The sequence below is a fragment of the Staphylococcus lugdunensis genome (assembly GCF_002901705.1).
In the GTDB taxonomy this organism is placed as follows: domain Bacteria; phylum Bacillota; class Bacilli; order Staphylococcales; family Staphylococcaceae; genus Staphylococcus; species Staphylococcus lugdunensis.
In genome coordinates, this window is the sequence record NZ_PPPV01000016.1 from 834,874 (window position 1) to 858,494 (window position 23,621).

Here is a 23,621-nt window from a genome sequence, read left to right on the forward strand (position 1 = left end):
GAAATCCTCGAGATTCTTGGTTGGATACAAGCTTAATGTTTGATTAAATGTTTTCTTAATTTGAGCATTTCGACTATTTGTTTTTGTCAAGATGATACAACTTCCAATCAATATAATAAGTAGGATTAAACATATACCGAGCTTTAACTTCCTTGACTGTCGCATCTCTTCACATCCTTATATTTTTCTCAACATATGATATATTTATAAAATTTGATTTTATGATACTAATTTCTCTTTCATGTTAGCAATCAATTCATAAGCAATCAATTTAATTTGTTTTTGTATGATTTATTTATAATTATATTACACAAAAAGCGCATCATTTATGACACGCTTCTAATCAATATTCAGTTTTGATACACTATTTGTTTCTTCAGAATTACTTATTAATTTTCTGTTAATGTTGGATATTCAGTTTTGCTCATGATTCATCACGCTCAGTAGGTTTGAAATTAATACTATCTGTAAAAAAGATATTTTCTTCTTGATTTTCTACAAAAGTGAATTCTAGGTTTTTATGCCCTACAGATGACCCTTTCAAGTCGCCATCACCTTTCAACAGTAGTTTCGGTGCTTGTTTCGTTGGGATATTATATCGTTTTCTTAACTGTTGTACATTATAATCATCATTACTTAACTGATATTTGGCGGAATAACTCGGTACATTTGGATTGTATGAAATATCTCCACCTTTGTAATCATTCAAATCTTTAAATTTGCCATATTGTACAAAAAATTTAAAGTTTTCGATTTCTTTTTTTAACTTGTCGTCATGTATTGGCTTCGTTGGAATAATTTTATTATGTTCCATTTTCACTGGATATTTTTTATCTTTACTATGTGTATAGCCTTTACTGTCCTCTGTTATTTCTCTAACAATAAAATTACCTTTTGTTGTTCTAGTATTTCTATTTACATATAGAGTCATCCCTCTTGACTTCAAACTCTCATCTTTGTGTTGAATAGTCATTTCAGAACTAATAATCCACGTCCCCTTATCGCCTTTATCAAATTCTTGATCTCGAAAACCCTCTTTATCGTAAAAATCATCGAGATTCTTCGTAGGATATAGCTTTAATGTCTTATTAAAGCTTTGTTTGATTTGTGCCTCTCTGCTAAACTCTTTTTTACTACTTTCTGTTTTAGTGTTTTCTTTTTGGCTGCTTCCACATCCACTAATACAAAATATTAACAGTAAAAAAACGATACTCAGACTTAATCTCTTTAAATGTTTCATCCTTCCACCCCTTTTTTACATTAATTTCTCTTTTATAGTACCAAACAATATTTATGTAATCTATTTTAATTTTTATATAATGCGTATTTAACATAAAAGTGCACCTATAACAATACAAATGTAGTCTGAACTACTACGTTTTAAATAAATATGTTTTAATATTCAATTATTAAAAATACGAATACTATCAAACCTTACTGAGATTATCATAATTAATTTTTTAAAAAGCTTTTATTAAGATTTTATAAATTTTTTAATTAGGTAATTGTTTTTATGTAGGTAAATGTATTATGATATAGACTGTCTAGACAAGAAGATGTGAATGCTTAATTATGTTTATTAAAGAATGAATATGAAAGAAGGACTTAAATGAACAAACAACTATTGAATTTTCAAAAGTATTTTTATCTTAAATATTTAAAACAATCATCCTCAACACATCGGATGACATATTGGGTAAAATTGGATACCCGTATTGATTGTCATCAACTGATGTATGCATTATTAAATGTCGTACAACACCAACCTGTATTAAGATCACAATTCAATATTGATGATTCGGATGATTTATGTGTAAGCATTCGAGAATTTTTCCCGTTTATTGAATTAAAAGCTTTCGATGACTATTCCAAAAATATTGATATCGAAAGTTTCTTCCAACAAAAATTGAATTCATACTATTTAAATCAATTACCTCAATTTAACTTTACAATTTATCAATTTCTTGATGAAGCATACTTACTTTTAGATTTCCATTCTATGATTTTTAACGATAACCAATTACAAATATTTTTATCAGAATTAAATAAGGCTTACAAACATTCACTCAATCAGCATGCTGGAATATCTCAATTCTATATGACGGTACAAAAGATAAACGAAAAAGCATGCAATCCAAATGCACCAAAAGACTTTAATCAATTTAAAGTACTTCATGCAGATAATGAAAATTATGCCTATATGCCTGTAAAAAATGTCTCTGATAAAAAAGAGATGCGCTATGTACGTACACAACTCTCATCATTTGATATCCATCGATTAGCAGTTAGCACATATTTGGCACATCACTTTATGAGTCAATCAAATGAAGTGGCATTGAACATCCACTTCCCAGTAGCGAATAAACAATCAGAGTTGTTGATGGTACCGAATTCAAATGTGTCCCCAGTATGTTTATACATTGACCAACACGCATCCGTAGACAGTCTGTTAACAGCTTGGACATCCGCAATTCATTCATTACAAAACCATGGTGCGTCATTCATTACAGAAGCAAATGCTGACGTCATGGAATTAGAAAGTATGTTTCATGTAACACCAGTTGTTGCCGACTTTGAACTTCATCAAGTTTCACATGAGGTACATCGTTTGTACAACAATAAATCTTCATTAGCGAATATTGAAATCTATCCACTCGCAAATGGTGGTTTTGACTTAGTTTACGATGCAAATGCCTATGATGATTTAACGATTCAAACATTACGCCGTTTAATTACAACCATTTATATGCAATCTGTAAATCAACCAACTATGTTAGTACAAGAGATTCATTTAAATGATCAAACTGACTTACAATTATACGAAAGAATAAATAGTCATAGTATGACCCAACTGAATGGTAATGATGCTTATCAAACTGTAATGAGCCGCTTCGAATATCAAGTTAATCAACATCCTGATGCAATCGCCTTACAATTTGAACAGCAATCTATGACATACCGTCAGTTAAATCAACAAGCCAATTACATTGCACACTTATTGAGAACGACTTATGGCATTCAACCAAATGATACGGTCGCTTTAATTATGGAACGCAGTATGGAAATGATTGTAGCTATATTAGGTATTCTAAAATCTGGTGCTGGCTATCTGCCTATTGATCCAGACTATCCACAAGAAAGAACACACTATATCCTTAAAGATGCGATGCCTAAAGCGATAATCACATATCATATAACACTGCAGTCAGACTTACCTCTTATCAAAATGGAGGAAATCAATTGGGATGAATGCACGTATATTGATAATCTGCCACACATTAATACACCAGAAGACACTGCCTATGTCATCTATACTTCTGGAACAACCGGTAAACCTAAGGGAACTGTCATCGCACATAGAGGTATCGATCGCCTAGTTCACCAACCTAACTATGTTGAACTTAACGATGATACGGTGATTTTATTATCAGGAACGATTGCCTTTGATGCTGCAACCTTTGAAATTTACGGAGCTTTATTAAATGGTGGTCGCTTAATTATCACATCAAAAGATACTTTACTTGATTCTAAGCAATTGGGCCAAACCATTGCAGATAAACAGGTCAATACGATGTGGTTAACTTCATCACTTTTCAATCAAATTGCCAGTGAGCGTATCGAAGTGTTAGAATCTCTCAAATATTTACTTATCGGTGGAGAAGTGTTGAATGCTAAATGGGTAAACCTATTGAATTCACGTGCACGACACCCACAAATAATCAATGGTTATGGTCCAACTGAAAATACAACGTTTACGACCACTTATGCTATTCCACCAAAATTGCCTGCACGTATTCCAATTGGTAGTCCGATTAATGGAACGACTGTCTATGTCATCCAAGGTCAACGATTATGTGGTGTAGGTGTGCCTGGGGAATTATGTATTGGTGGTTCAGGTTTAGCAAAAGGTTATTTGAATCAACCTGAGCAAACGCAACAGAGCTTTGTTAAATCTCCATTAAATGGGGAAGCGATTTATAAAAGTGGTGACTTAGTTCGTCTACAAGAAGATGGTAATATCGACTACATTAGTCGTATCGATAAGCAAGTGAAAATTCGTGGTTTCAGAATCGAATTATCAGAAATTGAAAAAGCAATCGAAGCGATACGCGATATTAATAAAGCTGTCGTCGTTGTGCATGAACATGAGCAAGATCGTGATAAACAAATTGTGGCATATTATGAGGCTTCTCAACCACAATCAACAAGCACATTGAAGAAGTTATTAAGTCACACGCTACCTAATTATATGATTCCAGTTCATTTTATGAAAATAGACAAAATTCCTATTACAATCAATGGTAAGTTAGACACACGTGCTTTACCAGATATTGATATGATTGATGAATCCAATTATGTTGCGCCACGTAATGAACTTGAACGCGTCCTTTGCCGCATATTTGAAGAAATTTTACATGTTGATCGCGTAGGTATTAAAGACAATTTCTTTGAACTGGGTGGTCACTCATTGAGAGCGACATTAGTGGTTAATCGTATTGAAGAACAGCTTCAAAAGCGCCTTAAAGTTGGAGATATTATGAAGTCTCCTACTGTTAAAGCCCTTAGTCAACAGCTTAAAGAGACTCAAAATGAACACTATGAAGTGATTCCTAAAGCTTCAGAAGATACGCAATACGAATTAAGTGCTGTTCAAAAAAGTATGTATTTATTATGGAGTGTAAATCCAAAAGATACCGTATATAACATCCCATTTTTATGGCGCCTTACTTCAGAATTAAATGTCAATCAATTGCAACGTAGCTTGTCACAATTAATTCAGCGCCATGAAATATTACGTACTCAATACATCATTGATCATAATGAAGTTAAACAACGCATTGCGAAAGATGTTATTCCGGACTTTGAGGAAGTAACTACAGATTTAACGGATGAACAAGATATCATTCATGCCTATACGCATCCTTTCAACTTGGAAAAACCAAGCCAAATACGCATGAAATATATTCACTCTCCTGAACATCACTATTTATTTATTGATACGCATCACAGTATCAACGATGGCATGAGTAATACAATTTTATTAGCAGATTTGAATGCGCTATATCAAAATAAATCTTTACCTCAATTGTCATTACAATATAGAGACTATAGTGAGTGGATGGCACAACGTGATTTATCAACACAACGTCATTATTGGCTTGAACAATTTGAAGATGGTGTGCCTGTGTTAAATATGCCAACAGATTATCCTAGACCAAGCATTAAAACGACACATGGCCATATGATGACATTTCATTATGACCAAACATTCAAATCACAGCTCAAGTCTTACGTTGAACAACATCAAATTACTGATTTTATGTTCTTTGCGAGCGCAATTATGGTGCTACTTCATAAATATACACGACAAGACGACCTTGTTATTGGTAGCGTGATTAGCTCACGAACACATCGAGATACTGAGAATATGCTAGGAATGTTTGCCAACACACTCGTATATCGTGGACAACCGACAAATGACAAGCCTTGGGAACAATTTATTTCTGAAATGAAAGAGACAAGTTTAGCTGCTTATGAACAGCAAGAATATCCATTCGAAAGCCTAGTCAATGATTTAGTTGGCGACCGAGATCCTTCGCGTAACCCATTATTTGATGTGATGCTTGTGCTTCAAAATAATGAGACAAATCACGCTAACTTTGGTCATAGTCGCTTGACACTTATACCACCTCAATCCACGACAGCAAAGTTTGATCTATCCTTTATTATCGAGGAAGATTATAACGACTATACCGTGAACATTGAGTACAATACTGATTTATATAGTAAAGCAACCATTCAATTGATGGCACAACAACTTGAAAATATTTTCAAATATGTGATTACTACTTCAAATCCAAAAATTAAAGAGATACAAGAAGATCCACATATCTTAGATTGGATAAACACAAACGTTAATTGTTATACACGAGACGATACAACCCATGAAACGGTTCAACAGCGCTTTAACCGTGTTGTGAAGCAACATAGTGAAGATGTAGCACTTAGAATGAATGGCCAATCAATGACCTATCAAACATTAGATGCCTATGCTAATCAACTCGCATATGAATTAACGGTAAACGGCGTTCAATCTGGGGACCGTATCGCATTACTCACTGAACGCAGCTTTGAAATGATTATTAGCATGGTGGCTGCGATCAAGGTTGGTGCCTCATATGTTCCAATTGATGTGGCACATCCAGATAAACGTATCGATTATATGATTAAAGATGCCCAAGCATCTGCCGTTATCACATATGGCAAAGATATACACATGAATATACCAACCATTGCGCTTGAAACTTTAGAGCTGACAAATAATAACAAACGTCCATTTTCTGAGTATGCGGGCAGTCTAGAAGATGAAATATATTGTATCTATACGTCAGGAACCACAGGTATGCCTAAAGGTGTGTCCATTCAACAAAGCAATATACTTAATTTAGTAAACGCATGGACAGATCGACTTGAGCTCTCAGAACATGAAACAATTATTCAATATTCAAATTATGTCTTTGATGCATCTGCCATGGATATTTACTCTAGCTTATTAAATGGGCACACACTTGTTATTGCAAATAAAAATGAACGTACTAATACCGAGCTGTTAGAACAACTGATTACAAAGGAAGCAATAACGGTAGCATCCATACCACTTCAAGTATTAAATGTGATGCATCAATTTTACATTCCTAAAATTATTACTGGTGGCGCTACAAGTACACCTTCATTTGTACAGCACATTGCCAAACATTGCGATACGTATTACAACGCTTATGGTCCTTCTGAATCAACCGTTGTAACAACAACTTGGTCACACGCTAAAGGAGACCCAATACCATCAACCATACCAATCGGGCAGCCTTTAGCTAACATTCAAGTTTATATCGTTTCTGAGATGCAATTATGTGGCATCGGTATTGCAGGGGAATTATGTATTGCAGGAGACAGTCTAGCTGCAGGCTACCTTAATCAACCTGAACTGAACGCTCAAGCATTTATAGACAATCCTTTTGGTACAGGAAAACTATATAGAAGTGGTGATTTAGCACGATTTACTCCTGATGGCAACATTGAATTTTTAGGTCGTATCGATAAACAAGTTAAAGTCAATGGTTATAGAATCGAATTAGAAGAAATCGAAAATGTAATCAATGCGCTAGATGGTGTCGATGATAGTGTAGTAATCATTCGTCAACAAGGCGGCCATGATTTATTACACGCCTACTATGTGGGTAATCATGATATAGCATCGCATCTACTTAAACAATTAACTCAATACTTGCCAAAATACATGATTCCTAATACATTCACTGCCATTGATGAAATTCCATTAACAAGTAACGATAAAGTTGATGAATCTAAGCTACCAAATCCTGAAATGCATCACCATCAATTTGAGCCACCAAGAAATGACACCGAGCAAATTTTCGCCTCAATCATGGCAGAAATACTAGATATTTCTGAAATAGGCATAGATGATGACTTCTTTAAATTAGGAGGCAGTTCCTTAGATACTATGGTCCTTATTTCTAAACTTAAAAGGAAACATATTCATCTTACTATGCAAGATATTTATCAATATAAGACAATCCGTCATTTGTCAGCACACTTAGAACAACAAAGTGACGAATCGTGCGTTACTTTACCGGATCACTTACCTCAATTACAGTCATTAATCAAACAACGCTATCAAATGCGTTCAAAACCAATGATAGTAAGACATCTAGGTCATGTGTTATTAACAGGCGCAACAGGTTTCTTAGGCGCATATTTAATTAATGAATTAACCGGTTATACTGATAAAATTACTTGCGTAGTGAGAGGACAGAATAAGAAAGACGCACGTCAATTAGTAGAAGAAAACTTAAGTTGCTATTTTGATCCTGCACATGTTGCTGACTTAATGATACGTGTTGAAGTCGTATTAGGTGAATTCTCCAACTTAGATGTATTAAACATCACAAGTCATATTGACACCATTATTCATGCAGGTGCACGGACAGATCATTTTGGAGATGATGAGGCATTTATCAACGTAAATGTGAAAAGTACAGAAGATTTATTAACACTTGCTGAAACACATAAAGCGCGATTTATTTACATTTCAACAATTAGTGTAGGAACAGTATTTGACTCCCATGCCGAGGATTATACTTTTTCAGAACAAGATTTATATAAAGGTCAGCTATTCACATCTCCTTACACAAAAAGTAAATTCTATAGCGAAATCAAAGTGTTAGAAGCAATAGAAGCTGGTTTAGATGCTCAAATCATGCGATTAGGCAACTTAACAAGCGCATATACTGGAAAACTAAATATGAAAAATTTAACAACAAATCGTTTCTCAATCGTCATGAATGATTTATTAAAATTACCATTTATCGGTGACAGTTTTTCACAAACAGAAATTGAATTTTCATTTATTGATATCACTGCAAGAGATATCGTGACATTAGCAATCTCAAATGCCACACCTATCATCTATCACGTCTATTCACCACATGTACTCACAATGAAAAACGTGTTAGAAGAAACAAAAGATACCGACTTGCCACTGATCAATGATGAGGAATTTGATAAAGCCTTACATGAATTAAACATGCATGAAGTAATTGGATTAAATAGTCAAGCATCCAACCAAATAACTGGTGTCATCCAGTCATCAATGACTCAAAATTTGCTTAGAGATTTAGACGAAGTATGGCCTAAAGTTACACAACATTGGTTATATCAATGGCGGGAACTACTCAATGAAAAATTTGAATGTAAAGAATACCATAGATGAAATTATTTATTACCAAAATGAACCATACTTATAAAGACATTGCGCACTGGATGTCTCAAAGTCATCGACAATTGAAAAAGCCCGAACGTCTAACATATCGTTTTTCTAAGGATAAATGGATGCATCGTATAGGCGACTTATTGATACAATACAGCATCGAACACACCCATGGACTCATGCCAAGCCAATGGTCATATGATATCCAGCCTAATGGACACGTCAAAATTGCAAGCCCAATCGACATCTATGTGAATCTTTCATACAGTTTCCCTTATATTATCTGCGCAATAGACCATTTGCCTATAGGTGCAGATATTGAAGAAATAAAAGGCATGGATGATTTAATCATCGCCAAACAGTTTTCAACAAACGAATTCAATCAAATACAAACACTTGAAGACTTCTATACAATTTGGACCAAAAAAGAAAGTTATTCAAAAATGATAGGAGAAGGTCTAATACGAGGATTAGCATATTACGATGTGACAAAACCATTATACTATCAGCACCACACCATAAAGTTCAAACAACATCTTATAGACAACTGTATCATTCAACTCTGTCATATAAGTAGCAATCATCCATTCGAAATAGTAGATGTGCCTTTAAAACAATTATTTTAATGAAGGAGCGGGACAGAATTCACAATGAATTCGTAGTCCCGCTCTGGCAAGGTTGACTAGGATTGAAAAAACATGGCCTAAGCGTATTTTCAATCCAGTCAGCTACTGCCAATATATAGTTCAAATCCTAACAAATAATTAGGTTTCACATATTTAATTTATTTTTCTTCATTAAATACAAACAAATTCAATAATAATAAAAATAACGGTGGAAAAATAAAGAACAAAGAAAATACCCCAATGATAAATGGCAATGTAAAACATGCTAAAAAATACCAAAAATCATCAATAAAATTAATTTACTTTTTTTAATCGAAACAACTAGCAGCTTCTCCCATTTCTCCAGACACAACACCTATCGCAGATCCAGTTCCTACACTGACGGGTGTTGCACCAATAGCTCCGTAACCAACACCATTAGCAATTCCACCACCAAGTTCAGCACATTTTTCCCAGTTCGCTCTGAGTGCAGTGCCTTTGTTATTCTCAAGTAATTTAATGTCTCCAAATATATTATTATTCATTAAAAAATTACCCCGATATAAATCACATAAACAATATAATAAAATCATTCACTATCCATAATCTCGTGAATTTACTCATATCTAAGCAGTAGCTCAGTATATTCTTTCACTTGTTGATTAATCCAACTTTCTGTTTTAATAACCGCTTAGACACAGCCAGTTATCTGGTCTCCAAATGAATGTTTGTAATATCTAATGCTACAGTTTTCTTAATGATCCCTTTAACTTTGTTTTTAAAATATGCTTCTTTCCCACTTTTTTCATAATACATTCAATCACCTCAATCTGAGCGTATCAATTATTTTTCATTTTTGCTTATTTTGCCCAAGTATTCATAATTGTCTTTTTTGTGACATTCATATTATTGATATTTTCTTGATTTCTTTTTGATAACTTGAAGTTAAAGGAGGCGCTCATATTGAACAATATAGTGATTAAAGATGTAAATAAAACATATGACGGTAAAACGTATGCACTTAAAAATATTAACCTTGAAATCAATAATGGTATGTTTGGGATTTTAGGGAGAAATGGATCTGGTAAATCGACTTTAATGAATATGCTTTCAACCATTCTTCAACAAAGTAGTGGAACTATAGAAATTAATAATATTTCTTTAACTCAAACGAAACAAATTAGAAAAATGATTGGTTACTTACCTCAAGATTTTGATTTTTATCCGAATATGAAAGTAAAAGAAACATTGCATTACTTAGGAATTTTATCTGGAATTCCTAAAGCCAATTTAAAAATAAACGTTGCTGCATCATTAGAAAAAGTTAATCTTGTAGAACATCAAAATAAAAAAGTTAAAAGTTTATCAGGAGGCATGAAAAAAAGATTAGGTATCGCGCAAGCAATTATTCACAATCCACAGGTGCTTATAGTAGATGAACCTACAGCAGGACTTGATCCTGAAGAAAGGGTACGTTTGCGTCATTTATTATCCAATCTAGCTAAAGATAAAATTGTCATCATTTCCACTCATATAGTGAGTGATATTGAATCAACCTGTGAAAATATCGCTATCCTAGACAAAGGAGTAATCGCTTATAAAGGATCGATTAAGAATTTAATTGAGCTTAGTGACAATAAAGTTTATGAGATTACTATCTCCCCTTCAAAATTAAATCAACTGAAAAAAAATAATATTTTTATTACAAAAATACAAGAATATGAGCATCTACTAAAAGTCAGATTTGTATCAGAATCAAATCTTGAAGGAACTAGAAAAGTTAAACAAGACTTTGAAGATGCTTATATGTATTTTTTAAAAATGAATCAAGGAGGGTAAACGATGAATCTATTCTTGATAGAAATAAAGAAACTACTTTTTAGTAAAATTTTTATTTTTTATTGTATTCTCGTTATTTTTTTCGTATTTGTTAACTGTAACCAAGTGATTGATAAAAATATTAACTCTGATATTTATCAACCAAAATCTATGACTACTTACACTACAAATAATAAAGTAATCATGAAAAATGCGATAGATAACTTAAAAAAAGAGTTACACAGCAATAACTTCAAAGTGTATCAGTTTGGCTTCTTGAAACAAAAGAAATTAAATAAAGATAAATTAGATAAAATCAAAACCTCTATAAAAAACATGGAAAATTCTAAAGATTTTAAGAGATTCAAATACTACTCTAACAAGGTTTCTCATGAAATAGGATGGGGATCTAATTATTCCGAAAAAAATTTATATTTATTTGGGACTAAACAAATGAGTAAAGAAGATTTTTCAATGGAGAAGAAGATGATCAAAAACAAAGACATTTATTTCGGGGCATATAGCAGATATCTTTCTGATATTGCAGGAGTAATAATAGGAATACTCCCATTCTTTTTAGGTGCTCATATTTATCTTTTAGATAGAAAGAATCATGTATTTAAAACAATAAATTCTAGAAACATATCGTCATTTAAATTAATCCTAACACGCGTACTGGCATTAATCATATTGTCATTTTTACCAATACTATTATTCTCTGTTTATTTCCTAATTAGTTTGTCGGTTGTTCACCCTATTTCAATTAAGGCAATTTTTATATTTTATGAAATTTTATTTATGTGGACTACCCCCACTCTATTAGTAGCATCTATTTTAGGACTATTGATTACTATGATTTTTAATTCTTATTTAGGTTCCCTGATTCAAATAATCATTTGGTTTATTAATTTGAATATAGGTTCTAATTATGTTGAAGGTCATTATGGCGGTTTACTCATTCCTAGACATAATTCACTTTTCAATACTTCATTCTTTTATAATCATTTAAATGACATTCTTATTAATAGAATCAGCTATTGTTTCATAGCCATTCTTTTGCTCTTAATTAGTGTTTGGCTATTTGACTTAAAAAGAAAGGGGCTAACTAGAAGTGGGAAAATTACTCTTCTTAGAAATTAAAACTAACCTTTCAAAGCTTTATCTTGGTTGCGTGATATTTTTTATTTGTAGTTTATTTATGTTTGGTGTGGGCAATCTAACCCATGACAGAATAACACAATTCATTGAACTTATTTTTACACTTCTTGGGATTATTTTATTTACCACAATATATGCAATTGATAATACCCGTAATACGATTTTAATCATTAACTCAAAACGATATCATTATAGATTTTTATTGTTATTACGCCTGTTTTTAACAATTGTGTTCACTATATTGCTGATTTTAATAGGTTTAGTAACTTTTAAAATATGTAACTCTAATGTTGTATTTATACAAGATATATTCATAGCACTGACAAATACAATGTTCATTGGTTCGTTAAGTTTGTTCATAAGTATGATTAGTAAAAATGCCTTGATTGGTTATATGTTTGGCTTAGTTTATTTCTTATTATGTCTAGGGTTTAAGAATATGAGTTTTATGTATTTATTTTCTGAGACCTATGGCTTTCCGTTTTATTTCAAATTAATACAATTTTCAATTAGCATACTAGTTTCAATAATAACGATTTATATCACAAAAAAAGTAAAAATTTAATTGTTTTTAGATATGTGATTGTGTTTTATAGTACATTAATTATAGGTAATAATTTCTTTTAATAATCCGATATAAGGTGATAACTTATGTATAATATTATGATTGTAGATGATGAGGAAAATATTGTCTCTTTTATTCAAGAAAGTCTTAAATTAGAGGGGTTTAAGACCACTGTCGCATATAATGGGCGTGAAGCTTTGGAAAAAATAAATGAGCATATTCACTTAATTATATTAGATATTAAAATGCCCTATTCTGATGGCTTTGAAGTAGCTCAATCACTTAGTCAGAGTAATATTCCTATTATTTTTTTGACCGCTAAAGATAACCTTGATACAAGACTTAAGTGTTTTTCTTTAGGTGCCAAAGATTATATTGCCAAACCATTTTACATGGAAGAATTAATAGTAAGGATTGAAAATATTTTAACTCAAAATAATAGCTATTCCAAAAATAAAAATATTAAAAAAACTAAAGATCTCATTATTAATTATGATACCTTTAGCGTATATGCGGGAGACCATTTATTAGATATTACGAGAACAGAATTTGAAATCATAAAACTGCTATCTTTGAATTCTAATTTTTATTTTAGCAAAGATCAAATTTATGACTCTATTAATTTTAATAAAATAGGTAATACCCAGGTTGTCTCAGAACACATTCGAAAAATAAGGAAAAAGTTGCATCAATATAGTGACTTTGAATATATAGATACAAAGTGGGGAGTTGGGTATAAATGGCTAGAATAGAAAGTATCAAAACAAAATTACATCGTCTAAATATATCAGTTGTGATCATCAGTATAGTCGTTATTTTTGTCTTACAATTATTGCTTAATATACTTGAATTTTCAAATATAGGACAGTCTCTATATCATGATTTCTGGCATCAACCGCATTACCTTTTTACGATATCTAGTATTTGTATCAATTTATTTATTCCACTAATAGTTATTTATATGCTCACCCGTTTTTTTTATAAAAAGCATTTATCAAGAAACATTGATTATTTAAATCATATTATTAAAAGTTTAAAAAGCGACGATATCGATTTGAAAGTTACAACCACAAATATTAAAGAATTTAATGATGTGATTAACGAAGTACAGAACATTAATACGTTTCTTAAAAAAAGAATAGCGGATCAGTTAACGATTCAAAACAATTTCAAAAAGAAGCTAGAAATCTTTGAACACGACTTAAAAACACCTTTAACTGTCATGCAGGGTCACATTGAACTTTTAAAAAAGATAAATAATTCAGAACTGCCTAATCAAGAAATTAAATCCAAAATCAATAGTGAAACTAAAGTAATCTTGAACGCTCTTGAACGCATTAATAATCAAATAAAAATTCACATTAATAATGTAAAGTTATTACCTAATCATTCAGACAAAATTAATATTGAAAAGGTTATCTCAACTATCAATGAAAGCTATAATAATAAATATATTTTGAAAGATAAAACGATGGACATACAAGTAGACAATAAATTACTTCATAATCATATATTTTTAAATAATCAAATTCTATATCATGTGATAGATAACTTAATTAATAACGCTTTGAAATATGCTAACAAAGAAATTAGTATAAACTTCAAATGCCTAGATCAATGTTTATTGCAGTTCTCAGTTATTAATGACGGTAAACAATTTACTGAAGATGAACTAAAATTTGCTAAAGAATGGGGCGTTAAAGGTAAAGCATCAAATGGCTCAGGAATAGGCTTGTATTTTGCTAATGAAGTTATTAAACAATATAATAGTGAAATCATTCTAGAAAACATTGAAAATAAAGCTAAAGTTAGTTTTATCGTGGATATATCTAAAATGACGTGACAGAACAAGTTAGTTACAACGACGACGTATTTTATGCTGCTTTATGTTCATTTTTTAACGAAGGTCACTGAAAAATATTAGCTCAAAGGATATTTAACAAACCCTCAATTATATATTTTAGACTTATAACACGAAATCCCCTCACGCTTGAAAGTCATGAGGGGATTTTTTAAGTGTTTATACCTAAGAGACCGCTTATATCAATCCATTCTGGCAAGATGTCATTTTTTAGCGGAGAATCTTCCCTATTACTTTATTATTCTTGAATGATTTAATTTCTTCATTTGGCTACTGAACACTAATATATTAAACATCATATGAATAATAATATTGATAAAAATATCTCTAAAATACAAATAAATCATTGCTTGTATTGTAGCAAAAAAGATTTTTACTATGGAAGACTTTCCTTGATATAGAAAATGAGAGAACACAAAAGTTAGTACTGATAAGATAATGTACTGAATAAAATGATAATGATATATCAAGCTGAAATAATACAAGAAGTATCGGAAATTTAATTCTTCTAGTATTGGGTAAGCAAGTAACACACTTAAAATAAATTTGCTGTTTTTGTTATAAAAGTCGAACAAATTTTTGTTAAACAGTAATGATTTTTCTGTAATATAAACGATTACTGGTGTAATGATAATAACAGATACACATAAGTAAATATTTGTATTACTTAAAAATAAACACGTATCTATTAACAGTACGACAATAAGTACCAAAATGTACTTGTAAAATTCAGTTAGGTATTTAAAATACGCTACTTTTCTAATGAAAATAAGCAATATACCTGGAAAACAAGTTAAAAAAAACATTAAACCAATCAGACTATGCCAAAGGATGAGGAATATCATTTATTATTCCTCCTATTTCTTTATATCTTGGATGTAGATAAGGTGGATATGATGGTATGGCTATCGTCAATAATTCAGGTATAAATGTTCTAACGACAACTAAATTTTTATTATAAAATTCCACAGGTGTGATATCTAAATAACACGCATAATGACTTAAATGTTTTAATTCATTGATGATTTCGTGTAAATTATTGGCATTTTTAGTATTTTGGAAGGTGTTTTTTCTTTTCTGCATATTAAAATTCAAACCATATTTGGCATAATACATAACATTATCATCTAAATTATCAATAGGATGATTTTCAATATTTTCTGTGACATTTTTAAAATGTGTAGTATTATTCCAAACCTCAGTCATTGTATACTCTAACACGGTAACACATTCCAATAAGCTTCTATAGATACACTGCTCTAAGTTCATATCGCCTTGAACCCCAACGACATATTTAGGTAAGCTTAAATCTTTAGCTTTAGATTTAACCTCACAGACAACAACATGAATAGGTTTATCAAAGCTGATATCAGTAAAAGATACATCGAAATTATCAAGAAATTTGTGCACAATGCTCGGCCGTTTAAACCATTCATTTAGTTTTTCAGCAATATTTACAGAAATCGTCTTTCCTTCAATGCCTCCGTACCACCACAAATTATATGAATCTATTTGTAAAATCTCAATAATAGAGTTGGTTAAACTTTTCTCAAATGTTTCATGACTAGCTGTACCGGTTGAAACACCGCTATTCGTAAACTGTTTTTCATCTTTAAATATCGTTTTATTAAATAGAACAAGCATTTGTAAAGGTACTAAAACATCATGATCTGGATGATATAGAGATTTAAGTGGAATCCATTGAATGACGTCATCGTCATAAATATAATGTTTGGCGTCTTTTTCCTCAAAATATATATTAATTAATGCTAGAGGTAGTACTAAGCTATTTGTATTTTTTAGTTGTTCTGAAATTTGTGCATGTGACGCATATATGATTTTGCCTTTTAAATTTTGATACAACAGCGTAAAGGCATATCTTTCTGAACTTTCTCCTAAGAATGACGCTAGTGCTTCATTATAATAAATACCATAACCACTCAAATGATAATTCACTTTGAAATCTTCACTTAAGAAGTTTTTTTCAAAATTATTAAATTGAGCCGTGACATAATGATAATTCATAATTGGATATGAATTTAATCCTAAGAAAAAGCTGTTATCTTTCCATATTCCTGCTACATTTCCACCTAATAAGTTTTGTCTATACAGATTATAATTCAAATTATTTTTAAAGGTTATCATTCTCTAACACCCTTTTTAAAATATTTGCTGACTTCATATTTTGCTCTTTAAACAAAACATTATTTATCGTCGAACATGTAGAACAAGTAGACTGACGCTTATTGAAATTAAAGTTGTATTCATATGTGGGTAAATAAAAATGGAGTACATTCCCTATTAGCGTTGAATCCCCGTAGATTTCTATATTATTAATTTCATTTATCATTATACTTAATATATAACTGTATAATTTGAGATTGTACATGCCTTGATTTTGCGCATCCGGAACAAAATAATTTTCTATCGTACCAGGAAACTTAGAAATTAATTGTCGTTCTAAGCATTCATAACAACCCGTCTCTCCATGATGAATATTTGTGAAAAATACATTTTCATTATCATAAAAAGCAAGTGTATATGTCATATCCAACAAGTTTGTTAAAAAGTTAAACGCTTTAATAAAAGGTTGATTGGCATATGATAAAATAACAAAAACATTCATATCTGCAAACTTTGATTGCTGTTTTTTTACAACTTCATTTATAGATAAATTATTTTTTTGATTATTCAAGATTTCAATTTCATGTCTTTCTAGAACTTCATTAAACTCATATATTTCATCAACTTGATCGAGATGATCTTTAAAAAATGCTTTGGCTGCCTTGTCTGTAATAATACAAATTTTATTAAAAGTATCGATTTTTTGATGTATTAAATTCAATTGCGTTAGTTTATTAAAATCTTCTATAATATCGTCATTTTCATTTAATTCTATTTGATTTTCAGCTATTAACGTTTTGAAATTGTCTATAAAATTTTTGCTGCTTTCTTCTTTATCTATAGCTATTGAGTGTTGATGTAAATATCCCTTTTTTAATATATACTCACTATTGTTTTCTTCGACAAACAAATCTTTAGGTTTAATAAACGTTTTCATTACTTAACTATTCCTTCCCACATATATTCGTAAATAGTATATGTTCATTAACATGATCTAATTCAAGTAATTTTTCTATATTATTTTTCTTAAAGCCTGCTATTGGGCATCCTGTATAGCCTAATGACGTAATGACTAAATCAAAATTATGCGACATACAACCAATCTCTATCAAACTATTTAATAACGCTAATTCCCCGTATTTCAAAAAACTAGAATTAAAATTATAGCCAAAAAAGACTAAAAAACTACAATTTTCGATATCTATATTATTGCCTTCTAATAAATCATCTGTGTTTATGTCCTTTTGAGCCACAATTTTTAATAATGAGTGACTTATCGGTTGGTATAAATAAATGCCTTTATCATAATCTTCTACATTGTTGATATAAAGATATATATCAATCGGATATAACCCACCTGCCGATGCATAAAATCGCGTGCTTGTTTTTATATCCCCATATTCCACTTTTCTAGGCGCTATCCCAAAAGAAAATTTAAGTATTGTTGATAATTCTTTACTAGCCATTTCAAAAGATGTGAATTCCCTTGTACTTTTTCTGTGATTTAAAACATTATAAAAATATTCTTTTATTTTCTTATCACTTTTAGGAAGTGATCTTGTATCTTCATCGTTAATTTCATTCAACATTTGATGTTCATTAACTAAAGCTGCATAATTCGATTCATTATAAGCTAACATGCTTTTGAAATCGCTAAGTCTCTGATGATTTACATTTAATAAGTACTTTAAAGATTCTGATTCTTGATTCCCTAAAATAATTTGAGCAAAGTTATTTCGATTATCATTATTTGCAATATTATCGTCATTTAATTTAAATAACGAATGCTGATTAAACATTCCCTTTAACTGATAATTAATCATTGCTTTTTACCTCTTTTTTTAGTTGCTACAAGCAATTCAATAATGATTACTAATAATATGGACAGGGCCACACCTAAAAACATAATATTCGTTATAATTGGCTCTCCACTATCGCCATGATTGTGTATTTTGTATAAATTTAATCCTAATAAATTTACATCAAAATGCGCATAACCATTTTTATTGATAATAAAATAACCTATTGAAATTGAGATGGCTGTGATGATGGCAGATAAAACAATACCTGCTAAAATTTCAATAATCACTCGCATTTCTTGTCTCTTCAACATCATTATTCTCCTCATTTCTTAAACTTATAAATACATAAACTTAAAACACCCGTCACTACGATATACAATGAATTTAATTTTAAAAATGATACATCCCACATACGTTCATTTGTCCAAATTGAATAAAAATCATTTGTAGCATATTTGATTGGTATCCAATTTCCTATTTCCTTTAAAACATTGGGGAGTTCCCCATACTGTACAAAAACACCAATAATCATATAAGTAAGAAAAAGCAATATCATTCCAAAAGGTAATAAAACCTTACTCTTTCTTATTAACAAAGCTAAAAATGTTCCTATCATTAACAGAGCGATAATGTTATAAAAAATTTGTAAAAAGAAGGCTATAAAATATTGCGTGTTTGGTAGCGTTAATGAGAAAAATACTTTACCAATAATGATATTTAAAATAACACTAAATATCGCTAAGAAGCAGTATGAAATAATATTAGAAACGATTAAAATACTAATATTTACATCAAAATATTTTAATCGTTTCAGTGTGTCGTTCTCGATGCTTTCACTTAACCAAATTGGAAAGCTAATAAAAGTAATCGGTAGCAGTCCAATACTCGTACTAATTAAAAAATATTTATCTATAAAGTGTCTCCCATTTCCTATACTAAAATTTCCATAAGACATAATAATAACTAACATCATGATGATTGGAAAAATTAATGAAAAGAACACTGATATAGGAACTCTAAATTGCATTTTTATGCTTAACAAAATTTTATTTATCATATTTCCTCCAAAGTTGAGATTAAATATGTTGAGTATATATTTTGCATGTTGATTTTAAATTCCATTTTTCGTTCATTTAATATGTTAATAACGTCGTTCATTTGCTCTTTATTGTGGGTAACAATTTTGGCATTAAAATATACATCAGCATTTATTTTTTCAATATCATCTTTAACTAAATGATCTAACTCTTGATTCACTATTTCAATCAGCGCATAGTGATAAAATTTTGAGAAAAATTGATCTATACTCCCGTAATACAATAATTCTCCTTTATCTAATATGATTAATTTATTTGCCCAATTTTCAACCTCATCAAAGTAATGCGTAATTTTAATTACTGCTTTATTTTGGGTGATTTCTTTAGTTTTCTGTAATAAATTTTGTCTTTTTTCATAGTCTAATCCAGATGTTAATTCATCAAATATGTATAGCTTTTTTTGTTTATTTAAGACTAATCCTACAGTTAAGCGCTTTTGTTCTCCCAAGGATAAATCTTTAACAAATTTATTTATAAGATGTTCTAAAGAGAAAGCTTTTGTAAATGCTTTAAATTGTTCACTTCGTTTGCTGTAAGCTGTTGCTAAATAAATTAATTCATGTACTTTTATTAAATCCCCATACTTATTTTCCTGAAAAACAATCCCTATATCTTTAGAACTTATCTTTCTATCAATGACACCGCTATAATTTATCTCATTTAATAAACAATTAATTAAAGTCGTTTTTCCCGCGCCATTTTTCCCAATCAGTGCTATTTTATCTTCACTATAAATATTTATAGTACTATTATTAAGGTTTAGAATTTTTCTATTATTGATATCAACCTTTAAATCCTTAATAGTCATTAAACTTTCCATATACTCACCTTTAAAATTTGGAAAAGCTTGATCTATATAGACCAAGCTTCACCTTTGATTTATTGCTCTGCTGTTGAGGCACATGTACAAGAACATGAACAGCTACAAGAACATGAACAACTACAAGAGCAGCAACCTCCTGCATATTGCATCGCTTCAGAACTATTAATGTCTGAATATCCATTAATTGAATGGTTATTGATTTTCATTATTTTTCACCTCCTTCTCCCTAATAATAAATAATGTAAAATTACTATTTATTTAACTAAAAGTTAGCATCCGGTTTTTAAAAAGTCAATAAATTATAATTTTTAAAATATTAATTTTTTGTAAATTTTACAATTTTGTTAATATGCGATTTAATCAACCGTCAAAGTTGTGTTTATGTGTTCGATATGTATATAGAAAAAAGCGGGTCCGGGACATTAAGTTCTTAAACAATGTAAAAAAGACAATTTCTATTATAATTATTTGATAGAAATTGTCTTTTCTCTTATGTATTAGATAATATACAGCTCGTTATCATTTTAGGGGGATAAGATGTAGTCCCACGATGGTGTTTGAATTCATCGAATTCATTATCTGGGATTGTTTCAACAATTTCATTTACATATCGAGAAATATTATTTATAAGAATAAGTATTGAAGTTTCCATTGGTAGTGTATAGTGTAAGTTGATTCATGTTATAAGCTTTATACATAAGGCATCTCGTTTATTTAGTTTAGTGGTATTTATTAAATTATACGAAAGTGCCTTATTTTTAAAGCATTTAAAGGTAAAATTACATGTTAATACGCAGTATTTATGGCGAGACTCCTGAGGGCGCAGTGCCAGTCGAAGACAGGGGCCCCAACAAAGAGAAATGCGAAAAGCATTTCGCCAAGCAAAGCAAGTTGGGGTGGGGCCCCAACAGATAGGCTTTCGAAAAGAAAGCCATCGGACAAAGCAAGTTGGGGTGCTGAGACGGTACCCTAGGAAAGTGAAGCCATGCAATACGAAGTATTGTGAAAATAGAGAACAGCAGCAAGATATTTTCTAATTGAAAATAATCTTACTGCTGTTTTTCTGACATTTATGTCCCAAACCCCATGAACTAAATATTGGCAGTAGTTGACTGAATTGAAAATATGCAGACACCTCAATAATTTAATAACCATGCATGCTGTCACTCTGCTATATGTAGCAGATGATCTCCATTTTCAAATCGTTCCACAAAAATACTATCAAGCTTGTTTGAATTTATTTTATATTTGATGTTGAATTTTTAACATAAAAGTATTCTTAATTGTTATCATGAATTTTGTTTTTTTACATATATGTATAGTTTTTTATGTATTATGAATTATTAAACAAATAAAGCGCAATTCATTATACAATTAACTCAAGAAATAACGGGAGGTGAGTCAAATGTTTATCGTAAATTTAATTAAAAAAGTAATCGAATTCATCAAAAAATTATTTGGCAACAAATAATTAAAAGTAGCGATTTGATGTCAAAAGAGCTCAAAACCGCCCGTTCACTCGGGTGGTTTGTCGTGCGGCCTAAATCACCAGTTAATAATATGCGCTAACTATTTAACCAATTTTCAACTTTTTTCTCTTCATATCATCCTATCTACATGACATCCTTTATACCAAAACTTCGTCATTGATTATCCGCTTCTACTTATCAGTTAATTATGATCATATGAGAAATCCTTAAAGTATCACTTCACACTTATCCTCAAAAGTTAAATTACAATATCCCATCATTTATATTGCGCTAGAATTATGATGTGCACATACGTATTTTAGACTCCCCGTAGGCCTCCCTTTTAAAGCCTGTGCCTTTTCAAATTCCCTTTGTATAAGTTCATCATTTGTGGTAATATCATCATGCATAAAAATTCGAGATACTAATAAAGAAGAAGGTTTAATTATATTATGAAAGAAAACTTTTGGCGTGAATTGCCACGTCCATTTTTTATTTTGGCGCCTATGGAAGACGTGACAGATATCGTCTTTCGTCATGTAGTGAGTGAAGCAGCAAGACCGGATGTCTTCTTCACTGAATTTACAAATACTGAAAGCTATTGTCATCCTGAAGGAATCCACAGCGTACGCGGACGCTTAACATTTAGTGAAGATGAGCAGCCTATGGTCGCGCATATATGGGGTGACAAACCTGAGCAATTCCGAGAAATGAGTTTCGGTTTGGCTGAGATGGGCTTCAAAGGGATTGATTTGAATATGGGCTGTCCCGTAGCAAATGTTGCCAAAAAAGGTAAAGGATCTGGCTTGATTCTCCGTCCCGAAACCGCAGCCGAGATTATTCAAGCAACAAAAGCAGGCGGTTTACCAGTAAGCGTTAAAACACGCCTTGGCTATTATGATATTGATGAGTGGAAAGGCTGGTTAAAACACGTCTTCGAACAAGACATCGCAAACTTATCAATTCACCTCCGTACGCGTAAAGAGATGAGTAAAGTAGATGCACACTGGGAATTAATCGAAGCCATCAAGCATATGCGCGACGAAATTGCACCAAACACATTGTTAACAATTAACGGAGATATTCCAGATAGAAAAACTGGTATGGAACTCGCAACCAAATATGGTATTGATGGTGTCATGATTGGTAGAGGCATATTTCACAATCCCTTTGCCTTTGAAAAAGAACCACGTGAACACACGAGTGAAGAACTTTTAAGTCTATTTAGATTACACCTAACATTATTCGACAAACATTCTAGCGATGAAACACAACAATTCAAAAGTTTACGCAGATTCTTTAAAATTTACGTACGTGGCATTAAAGGCGCTAGCCAACTACGTCATCAACTCATGGACACACAAACCACAGACGAAGCCCGCGCATTACTTGATGCATTTGAAGCCCAAAGACACGATGAGGTAGAGTCTTAATATACAGCGGTATAAATAAGGTTAAGCTTTTTTATCCCTTTAAAATTTTATGATTTATCGCATGACTTAAGCTGAAAC

At 31.1% G+C, this 23,621-nt stretch carries 18 protein-coding genes and 2 pseudogenes; 8 read left to right on the top strand and 12 right to left on the bottom strand.

What is annotated here, in order from left to right:
* Positions 1-165 (bottom strand): annotated as a pseudogene (locus CD041_RS12375) (tandem-type lipoprotein); the annotation flags it as partial.
* Positions 166-424: 259 nt separating this feature from the next.
* Positions 425-1,240, bottom strand: coding sequence for a tandem-type lipoprotein (locus CD041_RS10695; RefSeq protein WP_002460954.1), 816 nt, complete (start codon positions 1,238-1,240; stop codon positions 425-427).
* Positions 1,241-1,609: 369 nt separating this feature from the next.
* Here CD041_RS10695 and ausA point away from each other — a divergent pair, with 369 nt between their 5' ends.
* Together ausA and ausB are read left to right on the top strand one after the other, a co-directional pair.
* Positions 1,610-8,791 carry an aureusimine non-ribosomal peptide synthetase AusA gene (gene ausA, locus CD041_RS10700; protein WP_070648056.1) on the top strand — a complete coding sequence of 2,394 codons (7,182 nt, stop codon included), beginning with the start codon at positions 1,610-1,612 and terminating at the stop codon, positions 8,789-8,791.
* A complete protein-coding gene (ausB, locus tag CD041_RS10705) occupies positions 8,788-9,414 on the top strand; it encodes an aureusimine biosynthesis 4'-phosphopantetheinyl transferase AusB (RefSeq protein WP_070648055.1) in 627 nt (208 codons plus the stop codon). The genes ausA and ausB overlap by 4 nt, the downstream gene beginning before the upstream one ends.
* 308 nt (positions 9,415-9,722) lie before the next feature.
* Here ausB and CD041_RS10710 read toward each other — a convergent pair whose 3' ends face one another.
* Positions 9,723-9,938, bottom strand: a complete 216-nt coding sequence (locus tag CD041_RS10710) for a hypothetical protein (protein ID WP_070648054.1) — start codon at positions 9,936-9,938, stop codon at positions 9,723-9,725.
* Positions 9,939-10,356: 418 nt separating this feature from the next.
* On the opposite strand from CD041_RS10710, the gene CD041_RS10715 reads away from it, so the two are divergent.
* The 4 genes from CD041_RS10715 to CD041_RS10735 all read left to right on the top strand — a co-directional run bounded on the left by CD041_RS10715 (position 10,357) and on the right by CD041_RS10735 (position 14,777).
* The gene (locus CD041_RS10715) at positions 10,357-11,232 is read left to right on the top strand and encodes an ABC transporter ATP-binding protein (protein WP_002479170.1); all 876 of its coding nucleotides are present in this window, start codon (positions 10,357-10,359) and stop codon (positions 11,230-11,232) included.
* A gap of 3 nt (positions 11,233-11,235) precedes the next feature.
* Positions 11,236-12,351, top strand: coding sequence for an ABC-2 family transporter permease (locus CD041_RS10720; RefSeq protein WP_002460961.1), 1,116 nt, complete (start codon positions 11,236-11,238; stop codon positions 12,349-12,351).
* Positions 12,352-13,020: 669 nt separating this feature from the next.
* Positions 13,021-13,686 carry a response regulator transcription factor gene (locus CD041_RS10730; RefSeq protein WP_002460964.1) on the top strand — a complete coding sequence of 222 codons (666 nt, stop codon included), beginning with the start codon at positions 13,021-13,023 and terminating at the stop codon, positions 13,684-13,686.
* On the top strand, positions 13,674-14,777 hold the full coding sequence (locus CD041_RS10735) for a sensor histidine kinase (RefSeq protein WP_070648052.1): 1,104 nt from the start codon (positions 13,674-13,676) through the stop codon (positions 14,775-14,777). The genes CD041_RS10730 and CD041_RS10735 overlap by 13 nt, the downstream gene beginning before the upstream one ends.
* 248 nt (positions 14,778-15,025) lie before the next feature.
* Here the strand turns inward: CD041_RS10735 and CD041_RS10740 are convergent, their stop codons facing one another.
* The 9 genes and pseudogenes from CD041_RS10740 to CD041_RS12095 all read right to left on the bottom strand — a co-directional run.
* Positions 15,026-15,640 (bottom strand): CPBP family intramembrane glutamic endopeptidase, encoded by a 615-nt coding sequence (locus CD041_RS10740; RefSeq protein ID WP_002460967.1) that lies wholly within the window; start codon positions 15,638-15,640, stop codon positions 15,026-15,028.
* Positions 15,615-16,940, bottom strand: coding sequence for a YcaO-like family protein (locus tag CD041_RS10745; protein ID WP_002460968.1), 1,326 nt, complete (start codon positions 16,938-16,940; stop codon positions 15,615-15,617). The genes CD041_RS10740 and CD041_RS10745 overlap by 26 nt, the downstream gene beginning before the upstream one ends.
* Positions 16,927-17,856 (bottom strand): hypothetical protein, encoded by a 930-nt coding sequence (locus CD041_RS10750; protein ID WP_002460969.1) that lies wholly within the window; start codon positions 17,854-17,856, stop codon positions 16,927-16,929. The genes CD041_RS10745 and CD041_RS10750 overlap by 14 nt, the downstream gene beginning before the upstream one ends.
* A 7-nt stretch (positions 17,857-17,863) precedes the next feature.
* Positions 17,864-18,742 carry a SagB family peptide dehydrogenase gene (locus CD041_RS10755; RefSeq protein ID WP_062078363.1) on the bottom strand — a complete coding sequence of 293 codons (879 nt, stop codon included), beginning with the start codon at positions 18,740-18,742 and terminating at the stop codon, positions 17,864-17,866.
* Positions 18,739-19,035: an LlsX family protein gene (locus CD041_RS10760; protein ID WP_225306502.1), complete on the bottom strand. Its 297-nt coding sequence runs from the start codon at positions 19,033-19,035 to the stop codon at positions 18,739-18,741. Before CD041_RS10760 ends, CD041_RS10755 begins: the two co-directional genes overlap by 4 nt.
* A gap of 8 nt (positions 19,036-19,043) precedes the next feature.
* Entirely contained in the window at positions 19,044-19,778 is a 735-nt protein-coding gene (locus CD041_RS10765; RefSeq protein ID WP_080606652.1) for an ABC transporter permease, read from the bottom strand.
* Positions 19,775-20,638, bottom strand: coding sequence for an ATP-binding cassette domain-containing protein (locus CD041_RS10770; RefSeq protein ID WP_070648049.1), 864 nt, complete (start codon positions 20,636-20,638; stop codon positions 19,775-19,777). The genes CD041_RS10765 and CD041_RS10770 overlap by 4 nt, the downstream gene beginning before the upstream one ends.
* Before the next feature lie 59 nt (positions 20,639-20,697).
* On the bottom strand, positions 20,698-20,850 hold the full coding sequence (stsA, locus tag CD041_RS10775; protein ID WP_103284522.1) for a stapholysin S: 153 nt from the start codon (positions 20,848-20,850) through the stop codon (positions 20,698-20,700).
* Between the two features lie 293 nt (positions 20,851-21,143).
* Positions 21,144-21,339 (bottom strand): annotated as a pseudogene (locus CD041_RS12095) (IS5/IS1182 family transposase); the annotation flags it as partial.
* A 707-nt stretch (positions 21,340-22,046) separates the two neighbouring features.
* Between CD041_RS12095 and CD041_RS12455 the strand changes: the two are divergent.
* On the top strand, positions 22,047-22,112 hold the full coding sequence (locus CD041_RS12455; RefSeq protein WP_095658920.1) for an epsilon family phenol-soluble modulin: 66 nt from the start codon (positions 22,047-22,049) through the stop codon (positions 22,110-22,112).
* A 450-nt stretch (positions 22,113-22,562) separates the two neighbouring features.
* Entirely contained in the window at positions 22,563-23,543 is a 981-nt protein-coding gene (locus tag CD041_RS10790; RefSeq protein WP_070648048.1) for a tRNA dihydrouridine synthase, read from the top strand.
* Positions 23,544-23,621 lie beyond the last annotated feature (78 nt).